14 protein-coding genes are annotated in these 21,854 nt (G+C 71.9%); 11 read left to right on the top strand and 3 right to left on the bottom strand.

The genetic code is table 11. The features are described 5' to 3' along the window. The first annotated feature begins 32 nt into the window (after positions 1-32). The 4 genes from ACJX2R_RS44550 to ACJX2R_RS44535 are packed head-to-tail and all read left to right on the top strand — an operon-like array spanning position 33 to position 6,273. Positions 33-509, top strand: coding sequence for a nuclear transport factor 2 family protein (locus ACJX2R_RS44550; protein ID WP_413104731.1), 477 nt, complete (start codon positions 33-35; stop codon positions 507-509). A gap of 26 nt (positions 510-535) precedes the next feature. Further along, positions 536-1,966 carry an FAD-dependent oxidoreductase gene (locus tag ACJX2R_RS44545; protein WP_413104730.1) on the top strand — a complete coding sequence of 477 codons (1,431 nt, stop codon included), beginning with the start codon at positions 536-538 and terminating at the stop codon, positions 1,964-1,966. Next, entirely contained in the window at positions 1,963-5,826 is a 3,864-nt protein-coding gene (locus tag ACJX2R_RS44540; protein WP_413104729.1) for a type I polyketide synthase, read from the top strand. The genes ACJX2R_RS44545 and ACJX2R_RS44540 overlap by 4 nt, the downstream gene beginning before the upstream one ends. Before the next feature lie 36 nt (positions 5,827-5,862). Then, complete coding sequence (locus ACJX2R_RS44535) at positions 5,863-6,273, top strand: acyl carrier protein (RefSeq protein ID WP_262706065.1); 411 nt, start codon at positions 5,863-5,865, stop codon at positions 6,271-6,273. 82 nt (positions 6,274-6,355) lie between these two features. Here ACJX2R_RS44535 and ACJX2R_RS44530 read toward each other — a convergent pair whose 3' ends face one another. Then, entirely contained in the window at positions 6,356-7,615 is a 1,260-nt protein-coding gene (locus ACJX2R_RS44530; RefSeq protein ID WP_413104728.1) for a cytochrome P450, read from the bottom strand. A gap of 172 nt (positions 7,616-7,787) precedes the next feature. On the opposite strand from ACJX2R_RS44530, the gene ACJX2R_RS44525 reads away from it, so the two are divergent. Next, a complete protein-coding gene (locus ACJX2R_RS44525) occupies positions 7,788-8,654 on the top strand; it encodes an alpha/beta fold hydrolase (protein WP_413104727.1) in 867 nt (288 codons plus the stop codon). A 189-nt stretch (positions 8,655-8,843) separates the two neighbouring features. On the opposite strand, the gene ACJX2R_RS44520 is transcribed toward ACJX2R_RS44525, so the two are convergent. Continuing rightward, positions 8,844-9,560 carry a TetR/AcrR family transcriptional regulator gene (locus tag ACJX2R_RS44520; protein ID WP_413104726.1) on the bottom strand — a complete coding sequence of 239 codons (717 nt, stop codon included), beginning with the start codon at positions 9,558-9,560 and terminating at the stop codon, positions 8,844-8,846. A 127-nt stretch (positions 9,561-9,687) separates the two neighbouring features. Between ACJX2R_RS44520 and ACJX2R_RS44515 the strand changes: the two genes are divergently transcribed. The 6 genes from ACJX2R_RS44515 to ACJX2R_RS44490 all read left to right on the top strand — a co-directional run bounded on the left by ACJX2R_RS44515 (position 9,688) and on the right by ACJX2R_RS44490 (position 16,767). Then, entirely contained in the window at positions 9,688-11,364 is a 1,677-nt protein-coding gene (locus ACJX2R_RS44515) for an amidohydrolase (protein WP_413104725.1), read from the top strand. A gap of 100 nt (positions 11,365-11,464) precedes the next feature. After that, positions 11,465-13,084, top strand: coding sequence for an ABC transporter substrate-binding protein (locus ACJX2R_RS44510; RefSeq protein WP_413104724.1), 1,620 nt, complete (start codon positions 11,465-11,467; stop codon positions 13,082-13,084). Continuing rightward, complete coding sequence (locus ACJX2R_RS44505; RefSeq protein WP_413104723.1) at positions 13,081-14,049, top strand: ABC transporter permease; 969 nt, start codon at positions 13,081-13,083, stop codon at positions 14,047-14,049. The genes ACJX2R_RS44510 and ACJX2R_RS44505 overlap by 4 nt, the downstream gene beginning before the upstream one ends. After that, positions 14,046-14,909 carry an ABC transporter permease gene (locus ACJX2R_RS44500; RefSeq protein ID WP_413104722.1) on the top strand — a complete coding sequence of 288 codons (864 nt, stop codon included), beginning with the start codon at positions 14,046-14,048 and terminating at the stop codon, positions 14,907-14,909. Before ACJX2R_RS44505 ends, ACJX2R_RS44500 begins: the two co-directional genes overlap by 4 nt. Then, positions 14,909-15,940 (top strand): ABC transporter ATP-binding protein, encoded by a 1,032-nt coding sequence (locus tag ACJX2R_RS44495; RefSeq protein ID WP_413104721.1) that lies wholly within the window; start codon positions 14,909-14,911, stop codon positions 15,938-15,940. Before ACJX2R_RS44500 ends, ACJX2R_RS44495 begins: the two co-directional genes overlap by 1 nt. Next, a complete protein-coding gene (locus tag ACJX2R_RS44490) occupies positions 15,937-16,767 on the top strand; it encodes an ATP-binding cassette domain-containing protein (RefSeq protein WP_413104720.1) in 831 nt (276 codons plus the stop codon). The genes ACJX2R_RS44495 and ACJX2R_RS44490 overlap by 4 nt, the downstream gene beginning before the upstream one ends. A gap of 58 nt (positions 16,768-16,825) precedes the next feature. Here the strand turns inward: ACJX2R_RS44490 and ACJX2R_RS44485 are convergent, their stop codons facing one another. Beyond that, positions 16,826-21,841 (bottom strand): type I polyketide synthase, encoded by a 5,016-nt coding sequence (locus ACJX2R_RS44485; RefSeq protein WP_413104719.1) that lies wholly within the window; start codon positions 21,839-21,841, stop codon positions 16,826-16,828. Between the last annotated feature and the right edge of the window lie 13 nt (positions 21,842-21,854).

Raw genomic sequence — 21,854 nt, 5'->3', positions numbered from 1 at the left:
CCCACGACCCCGGCACCGCACAGGAGGCGTTCATGGCCGATGAGGCGACCCTCAAGAGGATGGCTCTGGAATACGCGCGGCGCATGAACGAGGGTGATGTCGAGGCCGTATTGGAGTTGTTCTCGGACGACATCGTCTTCGAGGACCCGGTCGGCGCGCCCCCGCTCATCGGAAAGGACGCGCTTCGTGAACACATCGCCTGGTCCATCGAATGCCAGGTGCACGAAACCCCGGGCCGTCCGGTCACGTCCATGGACGGCCGCAGGGTGGCGGTGCCGACCACGGTCACGGTGTACGCGCCGACCAAACTCACCTTCAGCATCATCGGCGTGATCGAACTCGGCGATGACGGTCTGGTCCATCACGCCCAGGCCTTCTGGGGCATCACGGATACGAAGGTGGGCGACGGTCCCGAACTCACCGGTGTCGCGCATTTCATGGCCGTCACCCAGAACCTCGCCAAGATGGTCCAGGCCAAGGGCAGCCCCAGTCTGACGGGAAAGCCGTAAGCGGTGAAGGGAGGAGAGCGAGAACCATGACCGAACCCACACACGGAATCGTTCTGGGCGGGGGCTGGGCGGGAATGCTGGCCGCCCATGTGCTGGCCCGCCATCTGGAGCGTGTCACCGTCGTGGAGCGCGATGTGCTGCCGGACGGACCCCGGCACCGCAAGGGCTCGCCGCAGGGGCGCCATGTCCATGTGCTGTGGTCCAGCGGTGCGCGCATCGTGGACACGCTCCTGCCGGGCATGATCGACCAACTGCTCGACGCGGGCGCCCGCCGGATCGGATTCCACCAGGACCTGGTGACCTTGACGTCCCACGGCTGGCAGCACCGCTTTCCGGCCCGGCAGTACGCCCTGATGTGCACCCGCCCGTTCCTGGACTGGAAGGTCCGCGACCGCGTACTCGCCACCGGGCGGATCACCGTGCGCCGGCGCACCGAGATCCTCGATCTGGTCGGCGACGCCAAACGGGTCACCGGGGTCCGGGTGCGTGACGTGGACACCGGGGCGGGCGAAACCCTGGAGGCCGATCTGGTGGTCGACGCCTCCGGGCGCGGTTCCCGGCTCCGGCACTGGCTGTCGGCGCTGGAGGTGCCGCCGCTTGAGGAGGACATCGTCGACGCGGGCATCGCCTACGCCACCCGCGTGTACCAGGGTCCGCCGGGCGCCGCGGCCGGATTCCCCGCCGTCAACGTGGCCGCCGACCACCGGCTGCGCGAGCCGGGCCGGTTCGGGGTGGTGTATCCGCAGGAGGACGACACCTGGATGGTGACCCTGTCGTGCACCCGGGGCGCCGGGCTGCCCACCCACGACGACGAGTTCCTGCCCTACGCGCGGACACTGCGTCATCCGCTGGTCGCCGATCTCATCGCGCTCGCGAAGCCGCTGACCTCGGTGGCCGTCTCTCGGGTCGGTGCCAACCGGCGGCTGTATCCGGAGCGGCTGGACATCTGGCCGGAGGGGCTGCTGGTGCTCGGGGACGCGCTGGCCGCGTTCAACCCGATCTACGGCCACGGCATGAGCTCCGCGGCTCGTGCGGCCGCCGCACTGGACACCGAGCTCCAGCGGTCCGGGATCGCCGGGGGCGCGACGCACCGGGCCCAGCAGGCGATCAGCGCCACCGTGGACGACCCCTGGATCATGGCCGCGTCCAAGGACGTGGAGTACGTCAACTGCCGGATGAACACGACGGATCCACGGCTGACGGGCGGGTCCGTGGCACGGCAGCGCTTCTCCGATCTGATCGCCGACCGGTCGATTCGCTCCTCGGCGGTGTGTGATGTGGTGACCGACGTCATCAGCCTCACCGCCCCGCAGTCCGAGCTGGCGTCCAGCGGCTTCCTGTCACTGATGCAGAAGGACCGGGTCCTCCCGGAGCTCACCGAGCCGCCGCTGACCGCCGATGAGCTCGCGCTGGTGGATCTGAGCCCGCGCAGCGCAGTGGGTGCGGGCGGCTCATGAGCAACGAGGAAAAGCTCGTCGACTATCTCAAGTGGACCACGTCCGAGCTCCATGAGACCCGGCAGCGGCTGCGGGAGGCCCAGGAGGAGTTGGAGGAGCCGATCGCCATCGTGGGCATGGCCTGCCGCTTCCCCGGCGGTGTGCGCACCCCGGCCCAGCTGTGGGACCTGGTGGCCGACGGGCGGGACGCCGTCTCCAGCTTCCCCACCGACCGGGGCTGGGACCTGGAGAACCTCTATCACCCCGATCCGGAGAACCACGGCACCTCGTATGTGCGGGCCGGCGGTTTCATCTACGACGCGGCCGACTTCGACGCGGAGTTCTTCGACATCGGCGCCCGGGAGGCGGCGGCCATCGAACCGCAGCAGCGGATGCTGCTGGAGCTGGCGTGGGAGGCGACGGAGAGCGCGGGCATCGATCCGCACACCCTGCGGGGCAGCCGGACCGGCGTCTACACGGGGGTCATGTACCACGACTACGCCTCGCGTCTGGACGAGATCCCCGAGGGTCTGCTGGGCCATGTGGGCAATGGCAACGCGGGCAGTGTGTCCTCGGGCCGGGTGGCGTTCACCCTCGGCCTTCAGGGCGCGGCGGTCAGCCTGGACACCGCGTGTTCGTCGTCGCTGGTGGCGATGCATCTGGCGGCCGGGGCACTGCGGCGGCGCGAGTGCACGCTGGCGCTGGCCGGTGGCGCCGCCATCATGTACACCGCGAGCGTGTTCCAAGTGGCTTCCAGTCAGCGTCAGTTGTCGCCCGATGTCCGGTGCCGGTCGTTCGCGGACGCCGCCGACGGCATGGTGTACGGGGAGGGCGCCGGTCTGCTGCTGCTGGAGCGGCTGTCGGACGCACGGCGCAACGGCCATCCGGTGCTGTCCGTGATCCGCGGCTCGGCCATCAACCAGGACGGCGCCAGTACGGGCATGGCCGCGCCCAACGGCCCCGCCCAGCAGCAGCTGATCCGCGACGCCCTGGCGAACGCCCTGCTGTCCACGGGGGACGTGGACGCGGTGGAGGCGCATGGCACGGGTACCGCGTTCGGCGACTCCATCGAGCTCCAGGCGCTGCTCGCCACGTACGGGCAGGACCGTCCGGAGGACCGGCCGCTGCTGCTGGGATCCATCAAGTCGAACATCGGTCATACGCAGGCCGCCGCGGGAATGGCCGGTGTGATCAAGATGGTGATGGCGATGCGCCGGGGCGTACTGCCGCGTTCGCTCCACATCGACCGGCCGACCAGGCTGGTGCACTGGCGCAAGGGCGCGGTGCGGCTGCTGACGGAGCGGATGGACTGGCCGCGGGTGGACCGGCCGCGGCGGGCCGGGGTGTCCTCGTTCAGCGCCAGCGGTACCAACGCCCATGTGATTCTGGAGGAGTTCACCGAATCGGTGGAGGGCGCCGCCGACGAGGGTGGCGCCCGCGTCCCGGGGGTGGTGCCGTGGGTGCTGTCCGCGCGGGGCGCGGCGGCGCTGCGTGGCCAGGCCCGTGCGCTGGCCGCACATGTGGCCGCCGCTCCCGGGCTGTCCCCCACGGACGTCGGTTGGTCGCTGGTGACCACGCGGTCGGTGTTCGACCACCGGGCGGTCGTGGTCGGCCGGGGGCCGGACGAGCTGAGGGCGGGGCTGGCCGCGCTGGCGGCCGGTGAGCCGCACCCCTCGGTGGTGGGGCCCGATGTGGCCCGTACCGGCGCGACGGCCTCGGCGGGCGGGACGGTGTTCGCCTTCGGTGGCGAGGGCGGTCATCGGCCGGGGACGGGCCGCGAGCTGTACGACCGGTTCCCCGTCTTCGCCACGGCCTTCGACGAGATCGGTGAACGGCTCGGGGTGAAGGGGGTGCACGACGCGTCCTCCCGGGCCGGGCTGTTCGCCCTCTATGTCGCGCTGGCCCGGCTGCTGGCCTCGGTGGGGGTGCGCCCCGACGCGGTGGTGGGCCGTGGGGTCGGTGAGATCGCCGCGGCACACCTCACCGGTGCTCTGGACCTCGCCGACGCCTGCCGGCTGGTGGCCACCGACGCCGATCCGGGTCCGGTGGAGTACGAGCGGCCGCCCATGCCCTCGCTCGACGGGGCCGGTGCGGTGTGGGAGCTGGGGCCCGGGGCGATGCTGCCTTCCGCCCCGGCCGCGCTGGTGCTGGCGCCCTTCCGTGGTGAGGGGGCCGAGGTGCGGGCGCTGATGTGCGGCCTGGCCCGTACGCACACCTGGGGCGCCACCGTGGACTGGGCCGCCCTGTTCGACGGCGACCCGGCTCCCCGCGCCGTCGCCCTGCCCACGTACGCCTTTCAGCGACAGCGCTTCTGGCTGGAGAACGAGGCGCCGTCGGATGCCGTGCCCACGGTGGAGACCTGGGCGGAGGCCGAGTTCTGGGATGCCGTGGAACGTACGGACGCGGCGGCCCTGACCCGGGCGCTCGAGGTGCCCGCCGAGCGGCGGGAAGCGCTCGCGGAGATCCTGCCCGCCCTGGCCACCTGGCGGCGGCAGCGGGAGTGGCGCCACCGCATCGCCTGGAAGCCCCTCCCCGACCCGCCGACACCACGGCTGACCGGCACCTGGCTGGTCGTGACGTCCGGCGACGGCGGCGAGGACGCCACGGTGGCCGCCGTGACCACCGCGCTGCGCGACCATGGCGCGGAGACCGTCATGTTCGCTCCGGACACCGCACTCTCCCTCGCCGGGCCGCCGGTCGCGGGGGTGCTCTCCCTCCTGGCGGTGGAAGACGCTCGGCCACCGGCGGACGACGGGCGGAGCCCGGCGCTGGCCCCGACCGTGGAGTTGTTCGAGACGCTGCGGCGGGCTGGGGTCGAGGCCCCTGTGTGGCTGGCCACCCGCGGTGGCGTCAGCGTCGACGTGGGCGATCCGATGTCCCGTCCGGAGCAGGCCGGGCTCCGGGGCCTGGGCGGCGCGCTGGCGATGGAGCGTCCGCGCTGGTGGGGCGGGCTGGTCGAGCTGCCGGACAGGTTCGACGACCGCGCGGGGCGGCGGCTCGCGGGCGTGCTGGCCGGGGCGTACGGCGAAGTGGACGTGGCCGTACGAGGCGACAGCTGCTTCGCCCGGCGTCTGGTGCGCGATGTCCCCACGGCCCTCGCCATCCCCGCCCGACGGCTGCGGGGAACGGTCCTCATCACGGGTGCCGCCACCGCCCTGGGTGCCCACACCGCCCGCTGGGCGGCCGGGGACGGCGCCGAACACCTGCTGCTCGTCGACACCGCGCCACCCTCCGCCGGCCTGGTGGCCGAGCTCGGCGCCTCGGGCGTACGGACGTCCGTGGCCACCGTCGATGCGGCGGACCCGGAGGCGCTCACCGCGGTCGTCGCGGGCATTCCCGCGGAGTTCCCGCTGACGGCCGTCCTGCATCTCACGGCGCCCCTGGCCGCGGAGGCGGGGCAGCTGGAGGTGGCGCGGATCGAGCGCGAGTGGGCGGCCACGGTGGCGGGCGCGGTGAACCTCTGCGCCCTCGGCACCGACCATGAGCTGTCGGCCTTGGTGCTCGGATGCTCGGTCGTGGGCGTCCTGCCCAGCCCGGGTCTGGGCAACCAGGCGCCGGCGCACGCCTACTTAAGCGCGCTCGCCCAGGAGTGCCGGGCCCGGGGCGTCCCGGCGACCTCGGTGTGCTGGGGCTCGATCGACGACCCCGACACGGCCGTCGGCGCCGCCAAGCAGCTGCGCGCCAACGGGCTGCCCGCGCTCCCCCAGCGCTCGGCCGCCGCCCTGCTGCGGCAGGCGGTCATGGCGGACACGGCAACCGTGATCATCGCGGACATCGACTGGGCCTGGATGAGCGCACACGCCTCCGAGCTGGGAACACATCGGCTCCTCGATGACGTCTCCGGCCCTTCGAGCACGCCGCACACCCACCGCGGTCGGTGACCGACGCCGACCGGCCCCAACCAGGCGGGAGTACCCATGAACGCACACACCACAGTCAACAACCACACCCCCGGCGACGGCACCGAAGCTCAAGGAGAGGGATCCGCGATGCAGACGGAGAAGAGCGAGACCGCACTCGACGGGGCGGCGCTGCACCAGGCGCTCGCCATCGCCACGGCCGAGGAGCGCGAGGACGTCATGCGGGAGACCGTACGGGCGCAGCTGGCCGACATCCTGGCCCCCACCGTGGTGGACGACGACAGCAACTTCCTGGAGAACGGGCTCACTTCGCTGACCGCGCTCGAGCTCACCCGGAATCTGATGACGCTCACCGACGTGGAGATCCCCCTCGTGGCCATCCTGGAATACCCCACCCCGGCCCAGCTGGGCCACTACCTGGCCGAGGCGTACGCCGCGGTGAACTCCGGTGACGGCGCCACGGCCTAGTACGGCCCGCGGGGCACAACGCCGCGCGGGAGGGGATCGGCCCCCTCCCGCGCGGCGTTCTCGGTGCTGCGGGGCAGGTGCGTCAGAAGGCGCACTCCACATGCTTGATGGCCTCGACGAAGCTGGCCACCAGCCGCCGGGGCTCGCCAACCGTGCGGATCTCCGGCAGCCGGCTGAACAGCTCGCGGAAGAGCACCGTGACCTCCATCCGGGCGAGATGCGCGCCCAGGCAGAAGTGCGGTCCGACCGACCCGAAGGTCATATGCGGATTGGGGTCCCGGGTGATGTCGAACTCGTAGGGGTCGGGGAAGACGTCCTCGTCCCGGTTGGCCGACCAGTAGAAGAGCAGCAGTTTGTCGCCCTCCTCGAAGCGGTGGCCGTTCACCTCGCAGTCGCGCCGGACGGTGCGCCGCATCCAGTTGATGGGCGTCGCGACCCGCAGGATCTCCTCGACCGCCCCCGGCGCGTGCGCCTCGAAGTCGGAGAGCAGCAGCTTCCGCTGCTCCGGGTGCTCGCTGAGCAGCACCAGACCTCGCGAGATGGCGTTGCGGGTCGTCTCCATTCCGGCGACAACCAGCAGGATGAAGAAGGACGAGAGTTCTTCGGGGCTGAGCCGCTCACCGTCGATCTGCGCCTGCACCAGCCGGGTGATCAGATCGCCCGTGGGGTTGCGGGTGCGGTCGGCGGCGAGCCGTGCGATGTAGTCGGCGAGTTCATGGGAGGTCTTCAGCAGGGCGGCGGTGGCCTGATCGGCCCGGGGAACATATTCCGGGTCGAAGGTGCCGACGATGATATTGGACCGGTCGTAAATGAACTCGTAGTCGTCGTCGGGAATCCCCATCATGCCGCTGAGTACCGCGATCGGCATGATGGCCGCGACCTTCCGGACGAAGTCTCCCGGCCCTTCCGCGATGAGGTCGTCGACAATCTTCCGGGCCGCCTTGTGGGAAGCCGCCTCGAACTCGGCGGCCATTCCCCGGCCGAACGCGCGGGAGACCAGCCGGCGCATCCGGGCGTGCTGGGGATTGTCCATATTGATCATCGATCCGAAGAAGTTGTTGAACTCCTCCGGCAGATCGATGATGCTGATCGCGGTGGGCACGGAGCCGAAGTCCTGCGGACGCCGGCTCACCTCGGCGATATCGGCGTGCCGGACCATCGCGTAATAGCCGGACCCCTGCCCGAACCCGGGCATGACCGGCTCGCGGAAGAGAACCGGCTCCGGCCGTCCGCGCAGCGCCGCGAAGGCGGCGTCGCGGTCGCCGTAGGGCTGTGCCCAGAAGGACAGGTCGGTGAGGTCGATGTTGTCGATATGGGCGAACCTGGATTCCGGGGGATACACGGCGCCTCGCTTCGGCTCGGAGTCTACGGTCGGCAAGGGAGGTGGGTCGGCATGCGAGTATGAATCGCCCGGCCAGCCAGCATCTCGCCTCCCGCTAAAGCGCCGCTAATTCGCGCATACCTCATCTCCCCGGCGGTCGAATCGGATTGGGCGGTCCGGCTAGAATTCCGCCATGGATCTTTCCGTGCCCGTAACCGACGATGTGAAATTGCATTTCCGGCACCGGCCGGGAACGGCGTCGCTTCCCTTTCTCCTGGTCCACGGCATGGCGTCGAGCGCCCGGCTGTGGGACGAGGTCGCCGACCATCTGGCCGCCGCGGGCCATGCGGTGTACGCGGTGGATCTGCGCGGCCACGGGGACTCCGACACCCCGGAGACCGGATACGACATCCCGACCGCGGTCGCGGATCTGGTGGCGGCGTCCACCGCCCTCGGGCTGGACCGGGTGGTGGTGGCCGGTCACTCCTGGGGCGGCAACATCTCGGTGCGGCTGACCGCCGAGCACCCCGGGCTGGTCGCCGCGCTGGCCCTGGTGGACGGCGGCTGGCTGGAGCCGGCCAAGGCGTTCCCCTCCTGGGACGCGTTCGTCGGGGCGCTGCGCCCGGCGTCCTTGGAGGGCGCCACGGTGCGGAGCGTGAGCGACTACTTCCGCGCCATCCACCCGGACTGGTCCCCGGCGGCGATCGATGCCGCGGTGGCCACGATGCGCGAGAACCCGGACGGATCGCTGTCCCGGCGCATGTCCATCGAGCAGCACATGTCGATCCTGCACAGCATCTGGAACGAGCCGCCGCGGCCGTGGTACGCGGCCATCGACGTGCCCACCCTGCTGATGCCCGCCATCCCCAAGGGCGCGGACGCGAAGTGGGCGGACCGCATCCGCTCCCGCATCAGGGAGACCACGGCCGATCTGCGCCATGCGACGATGCGTGAATATCTCGACTCCGAGCACGATCTGCATGCCCAGCACCCCCGGCGGGTGGCCGACGACCTGCTCGACCTGGCCCGCGGCCTCCGCCCGGCCGGCATCGCCCGCTGACCGGCACGGCCGCTCCGCCACCGGCGGCGAGGCCCTGTCCGGTGGATCTTTCCCCTGGCCCGCCCCTTCCCGAATACTGGGGCTTCGTCCCAGACCCCGGGGTCCAGGGGCGAAGCCCCTGCCACGCGGCGGAGCCGCAGATCGATACCGCGGGAAGGGGCGGGCCAGGGGAGCGGCCCGCCGTAGGCCTCAAGATCCGTCGGACACCCCCTGGGCCCCCCGCAGGGTCTCGGCTCGCTTCTCGATCGCCGAGATCAGCGCCCCGACCGTGGTCTCGAAGATCTGCTCGTCCGTCACCTCGGCGAGTTCGGCGCTCAGACGGGTGATGTTCGGGAGTGCCCGCGGGTCGACCAGCCGGTACTCGCGGGTCCAGGCGGACTCGTCAGCCGCGCGGGCCTCCGCGTCGAACAGGAAATAGGCGGCCTGCTGACCGACGTAGGCGAGGAGTGAGTCCGCGACCATCCGGTAGTGGAGGGCCGCCTCGGCGCCCTCGAGCCCGGCCTCCATGACGGCGCCGAGGATGAGTTCGACGACCCGGAACTCGTTGGGCCGCCGGGTGGTCCGGCTTGCCATGGCCGAGCCCACCACCGGGTATTTGAGGGCGACCGCAAGCGAGCCGTCGGCGAGTGCCCGGATGCGCCCCTTCCAGTCGAGGCCCTCGGGGATGCTGTCGAGCACCTCCCCGAGCGTACGGTCCGCGACGGACAGCAGCAGCTCGTCCTTGTCGCGAAAGTGCCGGTAGATCGCGGTCGGGTCGGCACCGAGCTCCTCGCCCAGGCGCCGGACGGTGAAGGCGTCCTCGCTGCCGCGGGCCGCGATGCGCAGGCTCGCGTCGATGATCGCGTCGGGCGTCAGCTGACTGCCTGCGCGCTTGCTCCGGGCCGTGTTGGCGGGTGACTTCGGCATGGTGCGGCCAGTGTATCGATCCAGGAAACGATCAGCGCAATACCGTTGACAACAGCATTGCGCTGCCGTTCACTCCTCCACAACGAACAAGCCAGCGGGTCAGCCCGCCGAGCCGGAGGTTGCTTCGATGGCACACCGCAGCCAACAGGCCGACACCGTTTTCGTGGGTGGCCGGGTCTTCACCGGGGCCGGAACAAGGCCCACCCCGGTGGACGCCGCCGTCGCCGTAGGGGGAGGCCGGATCCTCGCCGTCGCCGAGGCGAGCGCGGTGTGGTCGCTCGCCGGCGCCGCCACGGAGGTCGTCGACCTGGAGGGCGGACTGCTCGTCCCCGGGTTCCAGGACGCCCATGTCCATCCCGTGGTGGGCGGATCCTTGATGCTCGGCTGCGACCTGGGTGGGCGGAGCACCGCCGAAGACTGTCTCGCGGTGGTGGCCCAGTACGCCGAGGACCATCCGGACGCGGCCTGGATCCGCGGCGGCGGCTGGTCCATGGACAGCTTCCCCGGGGGTACGCCGACGCGCGGCACGCTCGACGCGGTGGTGCCGGACCGGCCCGTCCTGCTCACCAACCGCGATGGCCACGGCGCCTGGGCCAACACCCGCGCACTCGACCTCGCGGGGGTCGGCCGCCACACCCCCGACCCGCTGGACGGCCGGATCGAGCGGGAGCCGGACGGGTTCCCGGCGGGCACCCTGCACGAGGGCGCCGTGGAGCTGGTGGCCCGCCATATGCCGATCGCGACACCGGACGAGGCGTACGCCGGTCTGCTCGCCGCGCAGGAGTACCTGTTCTCGCTGGGAGTGACCGGCTGGCAGGACGCCATGATCGGCACCTTCCCCGGCAACCCCGACAACTTCGATGTCTATCTGCGCGCGGCCCGCGAAGGCTCGCTGCTCGCCCGCGTCGTCGGCGCCCTGTGGTGGGACCGCGAACGCGGCCTGGAACAACTTCCCGAGCTGGTGGAGCACCGCCGCACCGGACAGGTGGGCCGCTTCAACGCCACCAGCGTGAAGATCATGCAGGACGGCGTGGCGGAGAACTTCACCGCGGGAATGCTGGAGCCCTACCTCGACGGCTGCGGCTGCCCCACCGCCAACTCCGGGCTGAGTTTCGTCGACCCCGCCCTGCTCATCGAGGCGGTGTGCGCGCTCGACCGCTCCGGCTTCCAAGTGCACTTCCACGCGCTCGGCGACCGCGCCGTCCGTGAGGCCCTCGACGCGCTCGCCGCGGCCCGCGCCGCCAATGGCGTCAACGACAACCGGCACCACATGGCCCACCTCCAGGTCGTCCACCCCGACGACATCGGACGCTTCGCGAGCCTGAACGTGGCCGCGAACATCCAGGCGCTGTGGGCAGCGCATGAACCGCAGATGGACGAGTTGACGATCCCGTTCCTGGGCCCCGAACGGGCCGCGCTGCAATATCCGTTCGGGGATCTGCGGCGCGCCGGGGCCCGCCTGGTCGCGGGCAGCGACTGGTCGGTGAGCAGCCCCAACCCGCTGTGGGGCATCCATGTCGCGGTCAACCGCACCGTGCCGCCGGAGGAGGCCCCCGGCGCGCCGTACCCGCCGTTCCACCCCGAGCAGGCCCTGTCCCTGGCCGAGGCGCTCACCGCGTACACCGCGGGCAGCGCCTGGGTGAACCACCTCGACGACATGACCGGCACGATCGAGGAGGGCAAGTACGCGGATCTCGTGGTGCTCGACCGCGATCCGTTCGCGGGCCCCTCCCAGGAGATCGCCGACGCCCGGGTGCGCCGGACCTATGTCGACGGTCGGCTCGTCTTCGCCGCGACCGACTGACGTATCCCCTCCCCTTCACCGAGCCCACCCCGGACGGAGCCAGCCGATGCCCATAGGGAGCGCAGGAACGAGACGACGGACACGGCCATCGCGGCGCACCGTGGGGACCTTCCTCACCGTGGCCGCGGTGCTCACCACCGGTGCGTGCAGCGGCACCGCGCACTCGGACAAGGGCGGCGGCACGAGTGCCGCGTACCGACTCACCGATCGAACTCCGGCCGCCACAGGGGCACTTGACTCCTTCAGCTGGTCGATCTTCGCCGAGCCCACCTCGATCGACTACGCCTACGCCTTCGACTACCCGCCCAACCAGATCCTCTCCAACGTCTGTGAGAGCCTGCTGCGCTGGAACCCGGATCTGACGACGTCACCGAACCTCGCGTCCTCGTACCGCAATCCGACGCCCACCACCTGGGTCTACAAGATCCGCCCCCATGTGCGCTTCCACGACGGGACGGTGCTCACCGCGCACGACGTCGTCGCCTCGCTGCGCCGCCACCTCGACCCGGCCGTGGGCAGCGCCTGGGCCAACTCCTTCCGCAATGTGAAGTCGATCGACCAGTCCGGTGAGCTGGAAGTCACCGTCAGGCTGAAGAGGCCGGACTCGACCTTCAACCAGGAGATGGCGGCCAGCCCCGGCACCGTCGAGTCCGCCGCCACGCTCGCCGAGGAGGGCAAGGACTACGGCGGCCCCAAGGGCGGTGTGAACTGCACCGGGCCGTTCTCGTTCGGGTCCTGGAACCCGGGCCAGTCGCTTGTGCTCAAGAAGTTCGACGGCTACTGGAACCCCAAGCTCAAGGCCAAGGCCGGCCAGGTCAAGTTCGTGTTCCTGAGCGATGCCACGACCCGCGTCAGCGCCTTCCAGAGCGGTGAGGTGGACGGCGGCTGGATGGTCCCCACCGATTCCTACGCCCAACTCCGCTCGTCCCGGGCGGGAAAGCTCTACTTCGGCCGCAACACCACCGTCGCGGACGAGGTGGTCGGCGATCTCAAGGGCCCGCTGGGCGACACCCGGGTGCGCAGGGCCCTGCTCATGGCCATCAACCGCGAGGGCATCGTCAAGGCGGGCGCCGGTGGAGTCGGTGAGGTCGCCGACTCGCTGGTCACCGACAACGTGTGGAACGGGGCGCCCGCCGCGACCCGCAAGGCCCTCCGCGAGGATCTGCCGCGCTATCCGTACGACCCGGCCAAGGCCAAGGAGCTCGCCGAGCAGGCCGGAGTGCGGGGCCGGCGGATCACCATCGCGACCAGCCCGCTCGACTCCCAGTCGACGATCACCACGCAGGCTGTCGCCCAGGCGGCCAGGGACATCGGGCTCGACCCCAAGATCGACACGCTTCCCCCGGAGAAGTACTCGACGCTCTTCACCGACCCCGCCGCCCGCAAGGGCATCGACCTCTTCCTCACCTTCTGGTACACGTCGATCACCGACCCGCTGGACATGTACACCTCCCTGGAGACCGGCGCGTCCACCAACTACGGGGGCTGGTCGAACAGGGACTTCGACAGGGCCGTCGAGCGGGCCATCGGCACCTACGAACCGGCCGCGCACGCGGAGGCCAACGCGGAGGCGCAGCGGATCGCCCTGCGGGAACTGCCCTGGCTGCCCCTGCACACCCAGCCCGTGAGCGTCTTCCTCGGCAACCGGATCACCGGCGTCCAGCCGTCGATCGCCTATCTGTACTACCCGTGGGCGGCCGAGATCGGAGCGAAGGGATGAATCGCACGGCGACACGGGCGCTCGGGGGTCTGCGCAGACTGGCCGGGATGGCCACGACCCTCCTGGTCACCTCGTTCCTGGTGTTCTCCTCGCTGTACCTGGCGCCCGGCGACCCGGCGAGCTTCCTGGTGCGCGGCCGCAGCGCGAGTCCGCGGGAACTCGCCGAGATCCGGCACCAGTACGGGTTCGACCAGCCGTTCCTGGTCCGGTACGGACACTGGCTGGACCAGGTGGCGCACGGCGACTTCGGCCGGTCCTACGTCTTCCACCAGGACGTCAGCTCGGTCATCTGGTCGCGCCTGCCGGCCACGCTGCTGTTGGTCGGGGTGTCGGCGCTGCTGATCGCGGTGGTGGGCATCGCGGCGGGCACGGTCGGCGCGCTGCGCCGCGGTACGCGGACCGACTCCGCGCTGATGCTTCTGGTGACGGTGGGGGCCGCGGCCCCCGCCTTCGTCGTCGCGGTGCTGTTGAGGTCGCAGTTCGGGGTGCGGCTCGGCTGGTTCCCGACCATCGGCAACGGCACCGGCGTACTCGACCGGCTGCATCATGTGGTGCTTCCGGCGGTGGCCCTGTCGGTGACGTTCATGGCGCTGGTGACCCGGGTGACCCGCTCGGCGATGCTGGAGGAGCTGGGCCGTGAGCACGTCGAGGTCTCGGTGAGCCGTGGCACACCGCGGTGGACCGTGATCCGGTGTCATGTGCTGCGGAACGCGCTCGGGCCGATCGTCACCGTCTCCGCGCTCCTGATCTCGGGAATGCTGGTGAGCACCTCGATCGTGGAGACCGCGTTCGGGATGTCGGGCGTGGGATCGCTGCTCGTGCAGTCGGTCAACCAGATGGACTTCCAGGTGGTGCAGGCGATCGTGCTGCTCGTGGTGGCCGCGTTCGTCGTGGTCAACGCCCTGGTGGACGTGGCACATCCGCTGATCGATCCGCGGGTGGCGGCAGCGGGGAGCGCACGATGAGCGTACGGATCCCAGGTGTGACGCGCGGTCCGGTCGCCCGGCCGCGGTCCTTGGGCGGCGGGTGGTCGCAGAACCTGTGCCTGCTGCTTCTGGTCCTGTTCGTCCTGGTCTCGGTGTTCGCTCCGTGGCTCGCGCCGCAGGATCCGACCTACGGCGACCTCGGCTCGGGGCTCGTGGGCCCGAGCGCCGAGCATTGGCTGGGCACGGACCAGGGTGGGCACGACACGTTCTCGGCCCTCGTCGAAGGGAGCCGTACGAGCCTGGTCGGGCCGCTCACGGTGGTGCTGTTCTCCACCGTTACGGGCATCGCCGTCGGCCTGTTCACCGCCTGGCGGGGCGGCTGGGCCGACACCGTGATCGGGCGGCTGATCGACGTCCTGTTCGCCTTCCCCGCACTGCTCGTCGCGATCCTCGCGGTGGCGGTCTTCGGCAAGGGGATGACGGCACCGGTGATCGCCATGTCCCTCGCGTACATGCCGTACACCGCCCGGTTGGTGCGCGGCCTCGCGTTGCGGGAGCGGGCCAGGCCCTATATCGCCGCCTACCGTGTGCAAGGACACTCCGGGATGTTCGTCGCGGTCCGCCGACTGCTGCCGAACATCGGCCCGACCGTGCTCGCCCAGTCGACCGTCAACTTCGGCTACGCGCTGCTCGACCTCGCCGCCCTGTCCTTCCTGGGCCTCGGCGTTCAGCCGCCGACACCCGACTGGGGCGCGATGATCAACCAGAGCCAGGCCGCGGTGCTGCAAGGGCGGCCACTGTCGTCGATCGTGCCCGCGGTCGCGGTCGTCCTGGTCGTCGTCGCCTTCAACGTGGTCGGAGAGAACTTCGGCGACCGGCTCGCGGGGAGGGATTCCTGATGGCACTGCTGGAATACGAGGCGCTGAGCATCGCCCTGCCCGGCATGGCCCGCCCGGTCCTCGACGGCATCGATCTGACCGTGGCCGCCGGTGAGGTCGTCGCCCTGGTCGGTGAGTCCGGCTCCGGGAAGTCGGTCACCGCGCGCGCCGCCCTCGGCCTGTTCCCCGCGAGGGCCGAAGTCGAAGGCCGGGTCCGGGTCGATGGAGCGGATCTGGTGAGTGCCGACGCCACCGGTCTGCGGACCATCCGTACGGCCAAGGCGTCGATGATCTTCCAGGACCCCCGGGCGGGCATCAACCCGGTGCGCCGCGTCGGGGACTTCCTCACCGAATCGCTGCGCGTCAGCCACGGCTGGACCAAGGACCGAGCCAACGTCCGGGCCGCCGAACTGCTCGCCGCGGTCGGCCTCCCGGACCCGGCCCGGCACCTGAGGCAGTATCCGCACCAGCTCTCCGGCGGCATGCTCCAACGCGTCATGATCGCCGGAGCGCTCACCGGCGAACCCCGGCTGCTGCTGTGCGACGAACCGACCACCGCCCTCGACGTCAGCACCCAGGCCGAGATCATGGCCATCCTGGGACGGCTGCAACGCGAACGCGGCCTGGGCCTGCTCCTCATCACCCACGACATCGAACTCGCGGCCGCCACCTGCGACCGCGTCTACGTGATGTACGCCGGGCGGATCGTGGAGACGGCGCCCACCGCCGAACTCTTCGCGGCGCCCCGCCACCCGTACACCGCGGGCCTGCTCGGCTCCTCCCCTCCCCTGTCGGCGCCGAACGGCCCGCCGGCCCGGCTGACTCCGATCCCCGGGGCCCCGATGGGTCTGCTCGACTCCGCCCCGGGCTGCTCCTTCGCGGCCCGCTGCCGCTTCGCCCGCCCCGGCGTCTGCGACCAGTCACCACCGCCCCTGGAGCGGCACGGCACGGGCCTGGTCGCCTGCCACCGCGCCGACGACCTCACCTCCGTACCCGACGCGCTCGCCACGACGGTGACCGCTCCCAACTCACCCCAGCTGGAGGACGGTTGACCAGCGAGACGGACACGCTGCTCCAAGTGAGCGGGCTGCGCAAGACCTACCGGACGGGAAGGGCGGAGGTCGTCGCGGTCGACGACCTGTCGTTCTCCGTACGGGCCGGCGGCGCGCTCGGCATCGTAGGGGAGTCGGGCTCCGGCAAGACGACCACGGCCCGGATGCTGATCGGCCTCGAACGCCCCGACGCGGGACGGATCCTGGTCCAGGGCGAGCCACTGACCGCGACCGTACGCGGCAGGGCGGCCCGCCTCGCCCGGGCCAAGGCGGTCCAGATCGTCTTCCAGGACCCGTACCTCTCGCTGGACGCGCGCATCAGCGTCCGCGCGACCATCGACGGGGTGCTGCGGCTGCACGGCCTGACGGACCGGGCGGACCGGGCCGCCCGCACCAGGGAACTGCTCGCCCAGGTCGGCCTCGGAGAGCGCGAGGCGGCCGCGCTCCCCCGCGGGCTCTCCGGCGGCCAGCGCCAACGCGCCGCGATCGCACGGGCGTTGGCCGTGCAACCCGCCGTGCTCGTGCTCGACGAGGCGGTGTCGGCCCTCGACGTGTCCGTACAGGCGCAGGTGCTCAACCTCCTGTGGGACATCCGCCGCGACACCGGTGTCGGGCTGGTCTTCGTCAGCCACGACCTGGCCGTGGTGCGATACGTGTGCGACGACGCGCTCGTTCTGTACCGGGGCCGCACGATGGAACACCGCCCCGTCGCGGACCTCCTCGGCGACCCCGGACACCCCTACACACAGCTTCTGCTGGCGTCCGTTCCCCGACCGGGCTGGGACCCCGACTCGATCAGCAGCCGACGCCGGGAGCACGGCGGTTGACGCACCGGCGGTCGCGGGGCCGGGACCCGCGACCGCCCGGTCAGACCCGAGCTCCCGGTCAGACCCCGAGCTCCCGGTCGATGAGGGCGAACACCTCATCGGCGGTGGCCGCCGCCAGATCCTGCTCGCCCGCGGGCGCCTCGGCCTCCTGCGCGGTTGCGGTGTACTTCCACACCAGGGCCTGCAACCGGTTCACCAGACCGGCGCGGCGCGGGTCGCCGGTCGGCAGCCCGGCCAGTGCGGCCTCGAGCTCGTCGAGGTGTCCGGACACCGGATGTGCCGCGTCGGCCTCCCCCGGGTCCACCTCGGCCAGCAGCTGGCCCGCCAGCGTACGAGGCGTCGGATAGTCGAAGACCACCGTGGTCGGCAGGCTCAGCCCCGTGGCGGCGCGCAGCCGGTTCCTGAGCTCCACGGCCGCGATGGAGTCGAACCCCAGCTCCTTGAACGGGCGGTCCGGCTCGACCGCCTCCGGCGCCGGATAGTGCAGTACGGCCGCCACATGGGCGCGTACCAGCGCCAGCAGCCGCTCGACCCGCTCTTCCCCGGGCAGGGCGGCCAGCTCCCGCCGCAGGGCGGACGCCTCGTCGGTGCCGGTGTCCGCCGCGGGTCCCCGCGCGGCCTCGATGGCCCGGCGGGCGGCCGGGACACCGTCGAAGAGCCTGCTGGGGCGGGCGAGGGTGAACAGCGGCGCGAAGCGCTCCCATGCCACATCGGCGATGGTGACGCCCGGATCGTCGTGGTCGAGCGCCTGGCGCAGTGCGGTCAGCGCCGGCCGGGGGTCCAGCGGGGGCAGGCCCTGCCGCCGGGCGCGCTCGGTGTGCGAGGGCGTCGTCGCGTCCGCCGCCTCACCGCCGTACGACAGGTCCCACAGCCCCCACGCGATCGAGACGGTGGACCGGCCCTCGGCCCGGTCGCGCCGGGCCAGCGCGTCGAGGCAGGCGGTGGCGGCCGCGTAGGAACCGTGGTCCTTGCTGCCCCAGGACGCGGCGACGGTGGAGAAGTAGACCACGGTGTCCTCGGGGCCCATGCCGCAGAGTTCGTCCAGGTGGCGCCCGGTGTCGTCCAGATGGGCGCGGATCTCCCGGGCCAGCCGCCGCGGGGTGAGCTCCATCAGCGGGGCCAGCTCACCGGAGGCCGAGGTGTGGATGATGGTCCCGATCCGTCCGCTCGCCTCCGCCACGCGCTCGACCAGGCGCGCGGTGCCTTCCCGGTCGGCGGGCGCGTGGTCGGCCACGGTGAGTCCGGTGCCGAACGCGTCGAGTTCGGCCTTCAGCTGCACGGCGCCGGGGGCATCGCCACCTCCAGGGCACAGCATCACGATGTGTTCCGCCCCGTCCGCGGCCAGGTGGCGGGCGACCTGGGCGGCGGGCCCGTCGGCGGTTCCGGTGATGAGCACGGTGGACCTGGGCCTCCAGGTGCGCCGCGGGGCACGGCCGCCGATCGGGTCGGGCACCAGCCGACGAACATACGCACCTGCCGGGCGCAGCGCCACCTCGTCCTCGCCCCGGGCCCCGGTGAGCGCGGCGCGCAGCCGCTCCGCGTCGAGGGTGTCCGGGCTCATGGGCAGGTCCACCAACCCGCCCCAGCGGTCGGGGTGTTCGAGGGCGGCCACCCGGCCGAGCCCCCACAGCTGAGCCTGGTGGGGCGCGTCCAGCGGGTCGGAGTCGTCGATGGCGACCGCGCCGCGGGTGGCGCACCACAGGGGCGCGGTGACGGCGGCGTCCACCAGCGCCTGGAGCAGGGTGAGCGTGCCGGTGAGACCGGGGGCCACACCGGGCAGCGGCGGCGCGTCGTCGTCCAGGGCCAGCAGCGACAGGACGCCCGTCGGTGACGGCTCCTCGGCGCACCGGGAGCGCAGCGACTCGGCCAGCCGCTCGCGGTCGGTGTCCTCGGCCACCTCCAGCCGCCGCACCTGGCCGCCGTCCGCGCCCAGCGCCCGTACGCAGGCGTCGGTCCAACCGTCGGAGGTGCCCTTCGGGTGGACCACGAGCCAGGGGCCCCCGGCAGCGGGAGCGGCATCGGCGACGAGCCGCCTGTCGTCGGCGACGGGCCGCCACTCGACGCGGTAGCGCCAGGTGTCCACGGCGGAGCGCTCACGCCGGGCGCGGCGCCAGGTCGAGAGCGCGGGGAGCACGGTGCCCAGCGAGGCCCGGTGGCCGGTGTCGTCCGGGAGGCTCAGCGTCTCGGAGAGCGCGCTGAGGTCTTCGCCCTCCACGGCGGCCCAGAACCGGGACTCCTCCTCGTCCGCCGCGGGCCGGGGGTCGAAGGACACCGAGTCGGCCAGCCAGTACCGCTCCCGCTGGAAGGCGTAGGTGGGCAGTTCGACGGTGCGCGGGGCGGCGGGTCCGGTGGGGTGGAGGGTGGCCCAGTCGACCGCGACGCCCGCCGTGAAGGCCAGCGCGAGGGACTCGATCAGCCGCGCCGGGCCGCCGTGGTCGCGCCGGAGCGTGGGCACGGTGACCGCCTCGGCTCCGGCCTCCTCGAAACTCTCCTGCATGCCGACGGTCAGTACGGGGTGGGTGCTGCTCTCGATGAACACGCGGTGGCCGTCGGCCAGCAGCGCCCGGACGGTGTCGGCGAACCGCACCGGCTCACGGAGGTTGGTCACCCAGTAGCCGGTGTCCAGCGCGGTGGTGTCGATCCGGCCTGCGGTGACCGTGGAGTAGAACGCCACCGTGGACGCGACCGGTCGGACACCGGCCAGGGCCTCCGTCAGCTCGTCGGCGATCTCGTCCACCTGGGGGCTGTGCGAGGCGTAGTCCACCTCGATCGGCCGGGCCCGGTCACCCGCCTCGCGACACGCCGCCACGGCATGCGCCACCTGCTCGGGCGGTCCGGAAACCACCGTGGACGATGGGCCGTTGACGGCCGCCACGCCCACGGCCGACGTCTGCTCGCCAAGCCCCGCCAGCAGCTTCTCGGCCCGCTCGCGGCTCACTCCCAGGGAGGCCATCGCCCCGCCACCGGCCAGCCGCCGCAACGCCTTGCTGCGCACCGCAACGACCTTGGCGCCGTCCTCCAGCGACAGGGCCCCGGCCACCACGGCCGCCGCGATCTCGCCCTGGCTGTGCCCGATCACCGCCGCTGGACGTACGCCATGGCCTGTCCACACCGCGGCGAGTGACACCATCACGGCCCACAGGACGGGCTGTACGACGTCGACACGGCCCAGGTGGCCCGCCCCGTCGGCGCCGCGCAGCGCATCGGTGAGGGACCAGTCGACGTACGGCGCCAGGGCGCGTTCACACTCCGCAACGCGGGCGGCGAACACTGGTGAGGCGTCGAGCAGTTCGGCGCCCATGCCCGCCCACTGCGAGCCCTGACCGGGGAACACCAGCACCGGGCCCAGCCCCCCGGCCACGGCCGCGCCACCGGGGTGGACCAGGGCCGGGTGCGTCCCGCCGGTGGCCAGTGCCTCCACGGCCGCCATCAGCTCCTCGCGGGTCTCGGCCACGGCCACGGCCCGGTGGTCGAACACCGAGCGGGTGGTGGCCAGCGACCAGCTCACCTCGGCGATGGACGGCCCCGGGTCGGCGGCCATCCGCCGGGCGAGCGCGGCGGCCTGCCCCCGCAGGGCCTGGGCACTACGGGCGGACAGCACCCAGGGCACCACCGCCGTCGCCACCGCCGGCCCCGCCGTGGAATCGCGGTCGGCGGGCTCCTCCTGCCCGGCAGGGGGGTTCGGCTCGGGGGCCTGCTCCAGGATCAGATGGGCATTGGTGCCGCTGATCCCGAACGAGGACACCCCGGCCCTGCGGGGGCGCTCACCCCTCGGCCACGCCACCGGTTCCGTCAGCAGCCGTACCCCGCCGCCTTCCCAGTCCACATGCGAGGTCGGCTCATCGATATGCAGGGTCACCGGCAGCGTCTCGTGGCGAAGCGCCATCACCATCTTGATCACACCGGCCACCCCGGCGGCCGCCTGGGCATGGCCGATGTTCGACTTGAGCGACCCCAGCCACAGGGGTCGTTCACCGGGCCGGTCCCGGCCGTAGGTGGCCAGCAGCGCGTGTGCCTCGATCGGGTCGCCGAGGGATGTGCCCGTGCCATGGGCCTCCACCGCGTCGATCTGATCGGCGGCGAGCCGCGCATTGGCCAGCGCCTGGCGGATCACCCGCTCCTGCGATACGTCGTTGGGCGCGGTCAATCCGTTGCTGGCACCGTCCTGGTTGACGGCCGAGCCCCGGATCAGGGCCAGCACCCGATGGCCGTTGCGCCGCGCGTCCGACAGCCGCTCCAGCAGCACCAGGCCGACGCCCTCGGAGAAGCCCGTGCCGTCCGCGGCGGCCGCGAAGGACTTGCAGCGGCCGTCCGGGGCCAGCCCGCGCTGCCGGGAGAACTCGGCGAACGCGGTGGGTGTGGTGAGCGCGGTGACCCCGCCCGCGAGCGCCAGATCGCATTCGCCCTGGCGCAGCGCCTGACCCGCCAGATGCATGGCCACCAGCGACGACGAACACGCCGTGTCCACCGTCACCGCCGGGCCCTCCAGACCGAAGGTGTACGCCACCCGGCCGGAGACCACACTGGTCAGGCTGCCGGTCGTGGCATAGCCCTCGAACCCCTCCGGCACCTGGGGCATCCGGGAGAGATAGTCCTGGCTGGACACACCCGCGTACACACCGGTCCGGCTGCCCTTCATCGTCACCGGGTCGATGCCCGCGCGCTCGAACAGCTCCCAGGCCACTTCGAGCAGCAACCGCTGCTGCGGATCCATCGCCAGGGCCTCGCGCGGGCTGATCCCGAAGAACTCCGCGTCGAAGCGGTCGGCGCCGTCCAGGAATCCGCCGTGCCGGACATAGCTGGTACCGGGGTGGTCGGGGTCCGGGTGGTAGAGGCCGTCCAGATCCCAGCCGCGGTCGGTGGGGAACGCGGTGATGCCGTCGCCACCGGAGGCCACCAGCTCCCACAGCTCCTCGGGGCAGCCGACCCCACCCGGATAGCGGCAGGCCATGCTCACGACGGCCACCGGCTCCTGGGACCGCTCCTCCATCTCGCGCAGCCGCTGACGGGCCTGCCCGAGGTCCACCGTGACCCGCTTCAGATACTGGCGGAGTTTCTCTTCCGTACCCGACATCAGTCCTCACTCA

The organism is Streptomyces sp. Inha503 (assembly GCF_047215865.1).
In the GTDB taxonomy this organism is placed as follows: domain Bacteria; phylum Actinomycetota; class Actinomycetes; order Streptomycetales; family Streptomycetaceae; genus Streptomyces; species Streptomyces lycopersici.
The sequence above is the reverse complement of the archived record's forward strand: the minus strand, read 5'-3'. Positions and strand labels throughout refer to the sequence as shown.

What these genes read in the sequence shown, in the direction of transcription:
- ACJX2R_RS44545 (WP_413104730.1), top strand. Translation starts at nt 536, where the DNA reads ATGACCGAACCCACACACGGAATCGTTCTGGGCGGGGGCTGGGCGGGA.
- ACJX2R_RS44535 (WP_262706065.1), top strand. Translation starts at nt 5,863, where the DNA reads ATGAACGCACACACCACAGTCAACAACCACACCCCCGGCGACGGCACC.
- ACJX2R_RS44495 (WP_413104721.1), top strand. Translation starts at nt 14,909, where the DNA reads ATGGCACTGCTGGAATACGAGGCGCTGAGCATCGCCCTGCCCGGCATG.
- ACJX2R_RS44550 (WP_413104731.1), top strand. Translation starts at nt 33, where the DNA reads ATGGCCGATGAGGCGACCCTCAAGAGGATGGCTCTGGAATACGCGCGG.
- ACJX2R_RS44515 (WP_413104725.1), top strand. Translation starts at nt 9,688, where the DNA reads ATGGCACACCGCAGCCAACAGGCCGACACCGTTTTCGTGGGTGGCCGG.
- ACJX2R_RS44520 (WP_413104726.1), bottom strand. Translation starts at nt 9,560, where the DNA reads ATGCCGAAGTCACCCGCCAACACGGCCCGGAGCAAGCGCGCAGGCAGT.
- ACJX2R_RS44485 (WP_413104719.1), bottom strand. Translation starts at nt 21,841, where the DNA reads ATGTCGGGTACGGAAGAGAAACTCCGCCAGTATCTGAAGCGGGTCACG.
- ACJX2R_RS44500 (WP_413104722.1), top strand. Translation starts at nt 14,046, where the DNA reads ATGAGCGTACGGATCCCAGGTGTGACGCGCGGTCCGGTCGCCCGGCCG.
- ACJX2R_RS44505 (WP_413104723.1), top strand. Translation starts at nt 13,081, where the DNA reads ATGAATCGCACGGCGACACGGGCGCTCGGGGGTCTGCGCAGACTGGCC.
- ACJX2R_RS44540 (WP_413104729.1), top strand. Translation starts at nt 1,963, where the DNA reads ATGAGCAACGAGGAAAAGCTCGTCGACTATCTCAAGTGGACCACGTCC.
- ACJX2R_RS44525 (WP_413104727.1), top strand. Translation starts at nt 7,788, where the DNA reads ATGGATCTTTCCGTGCCCGTAACCGACGATGTGAAATTGCATTTCCGG.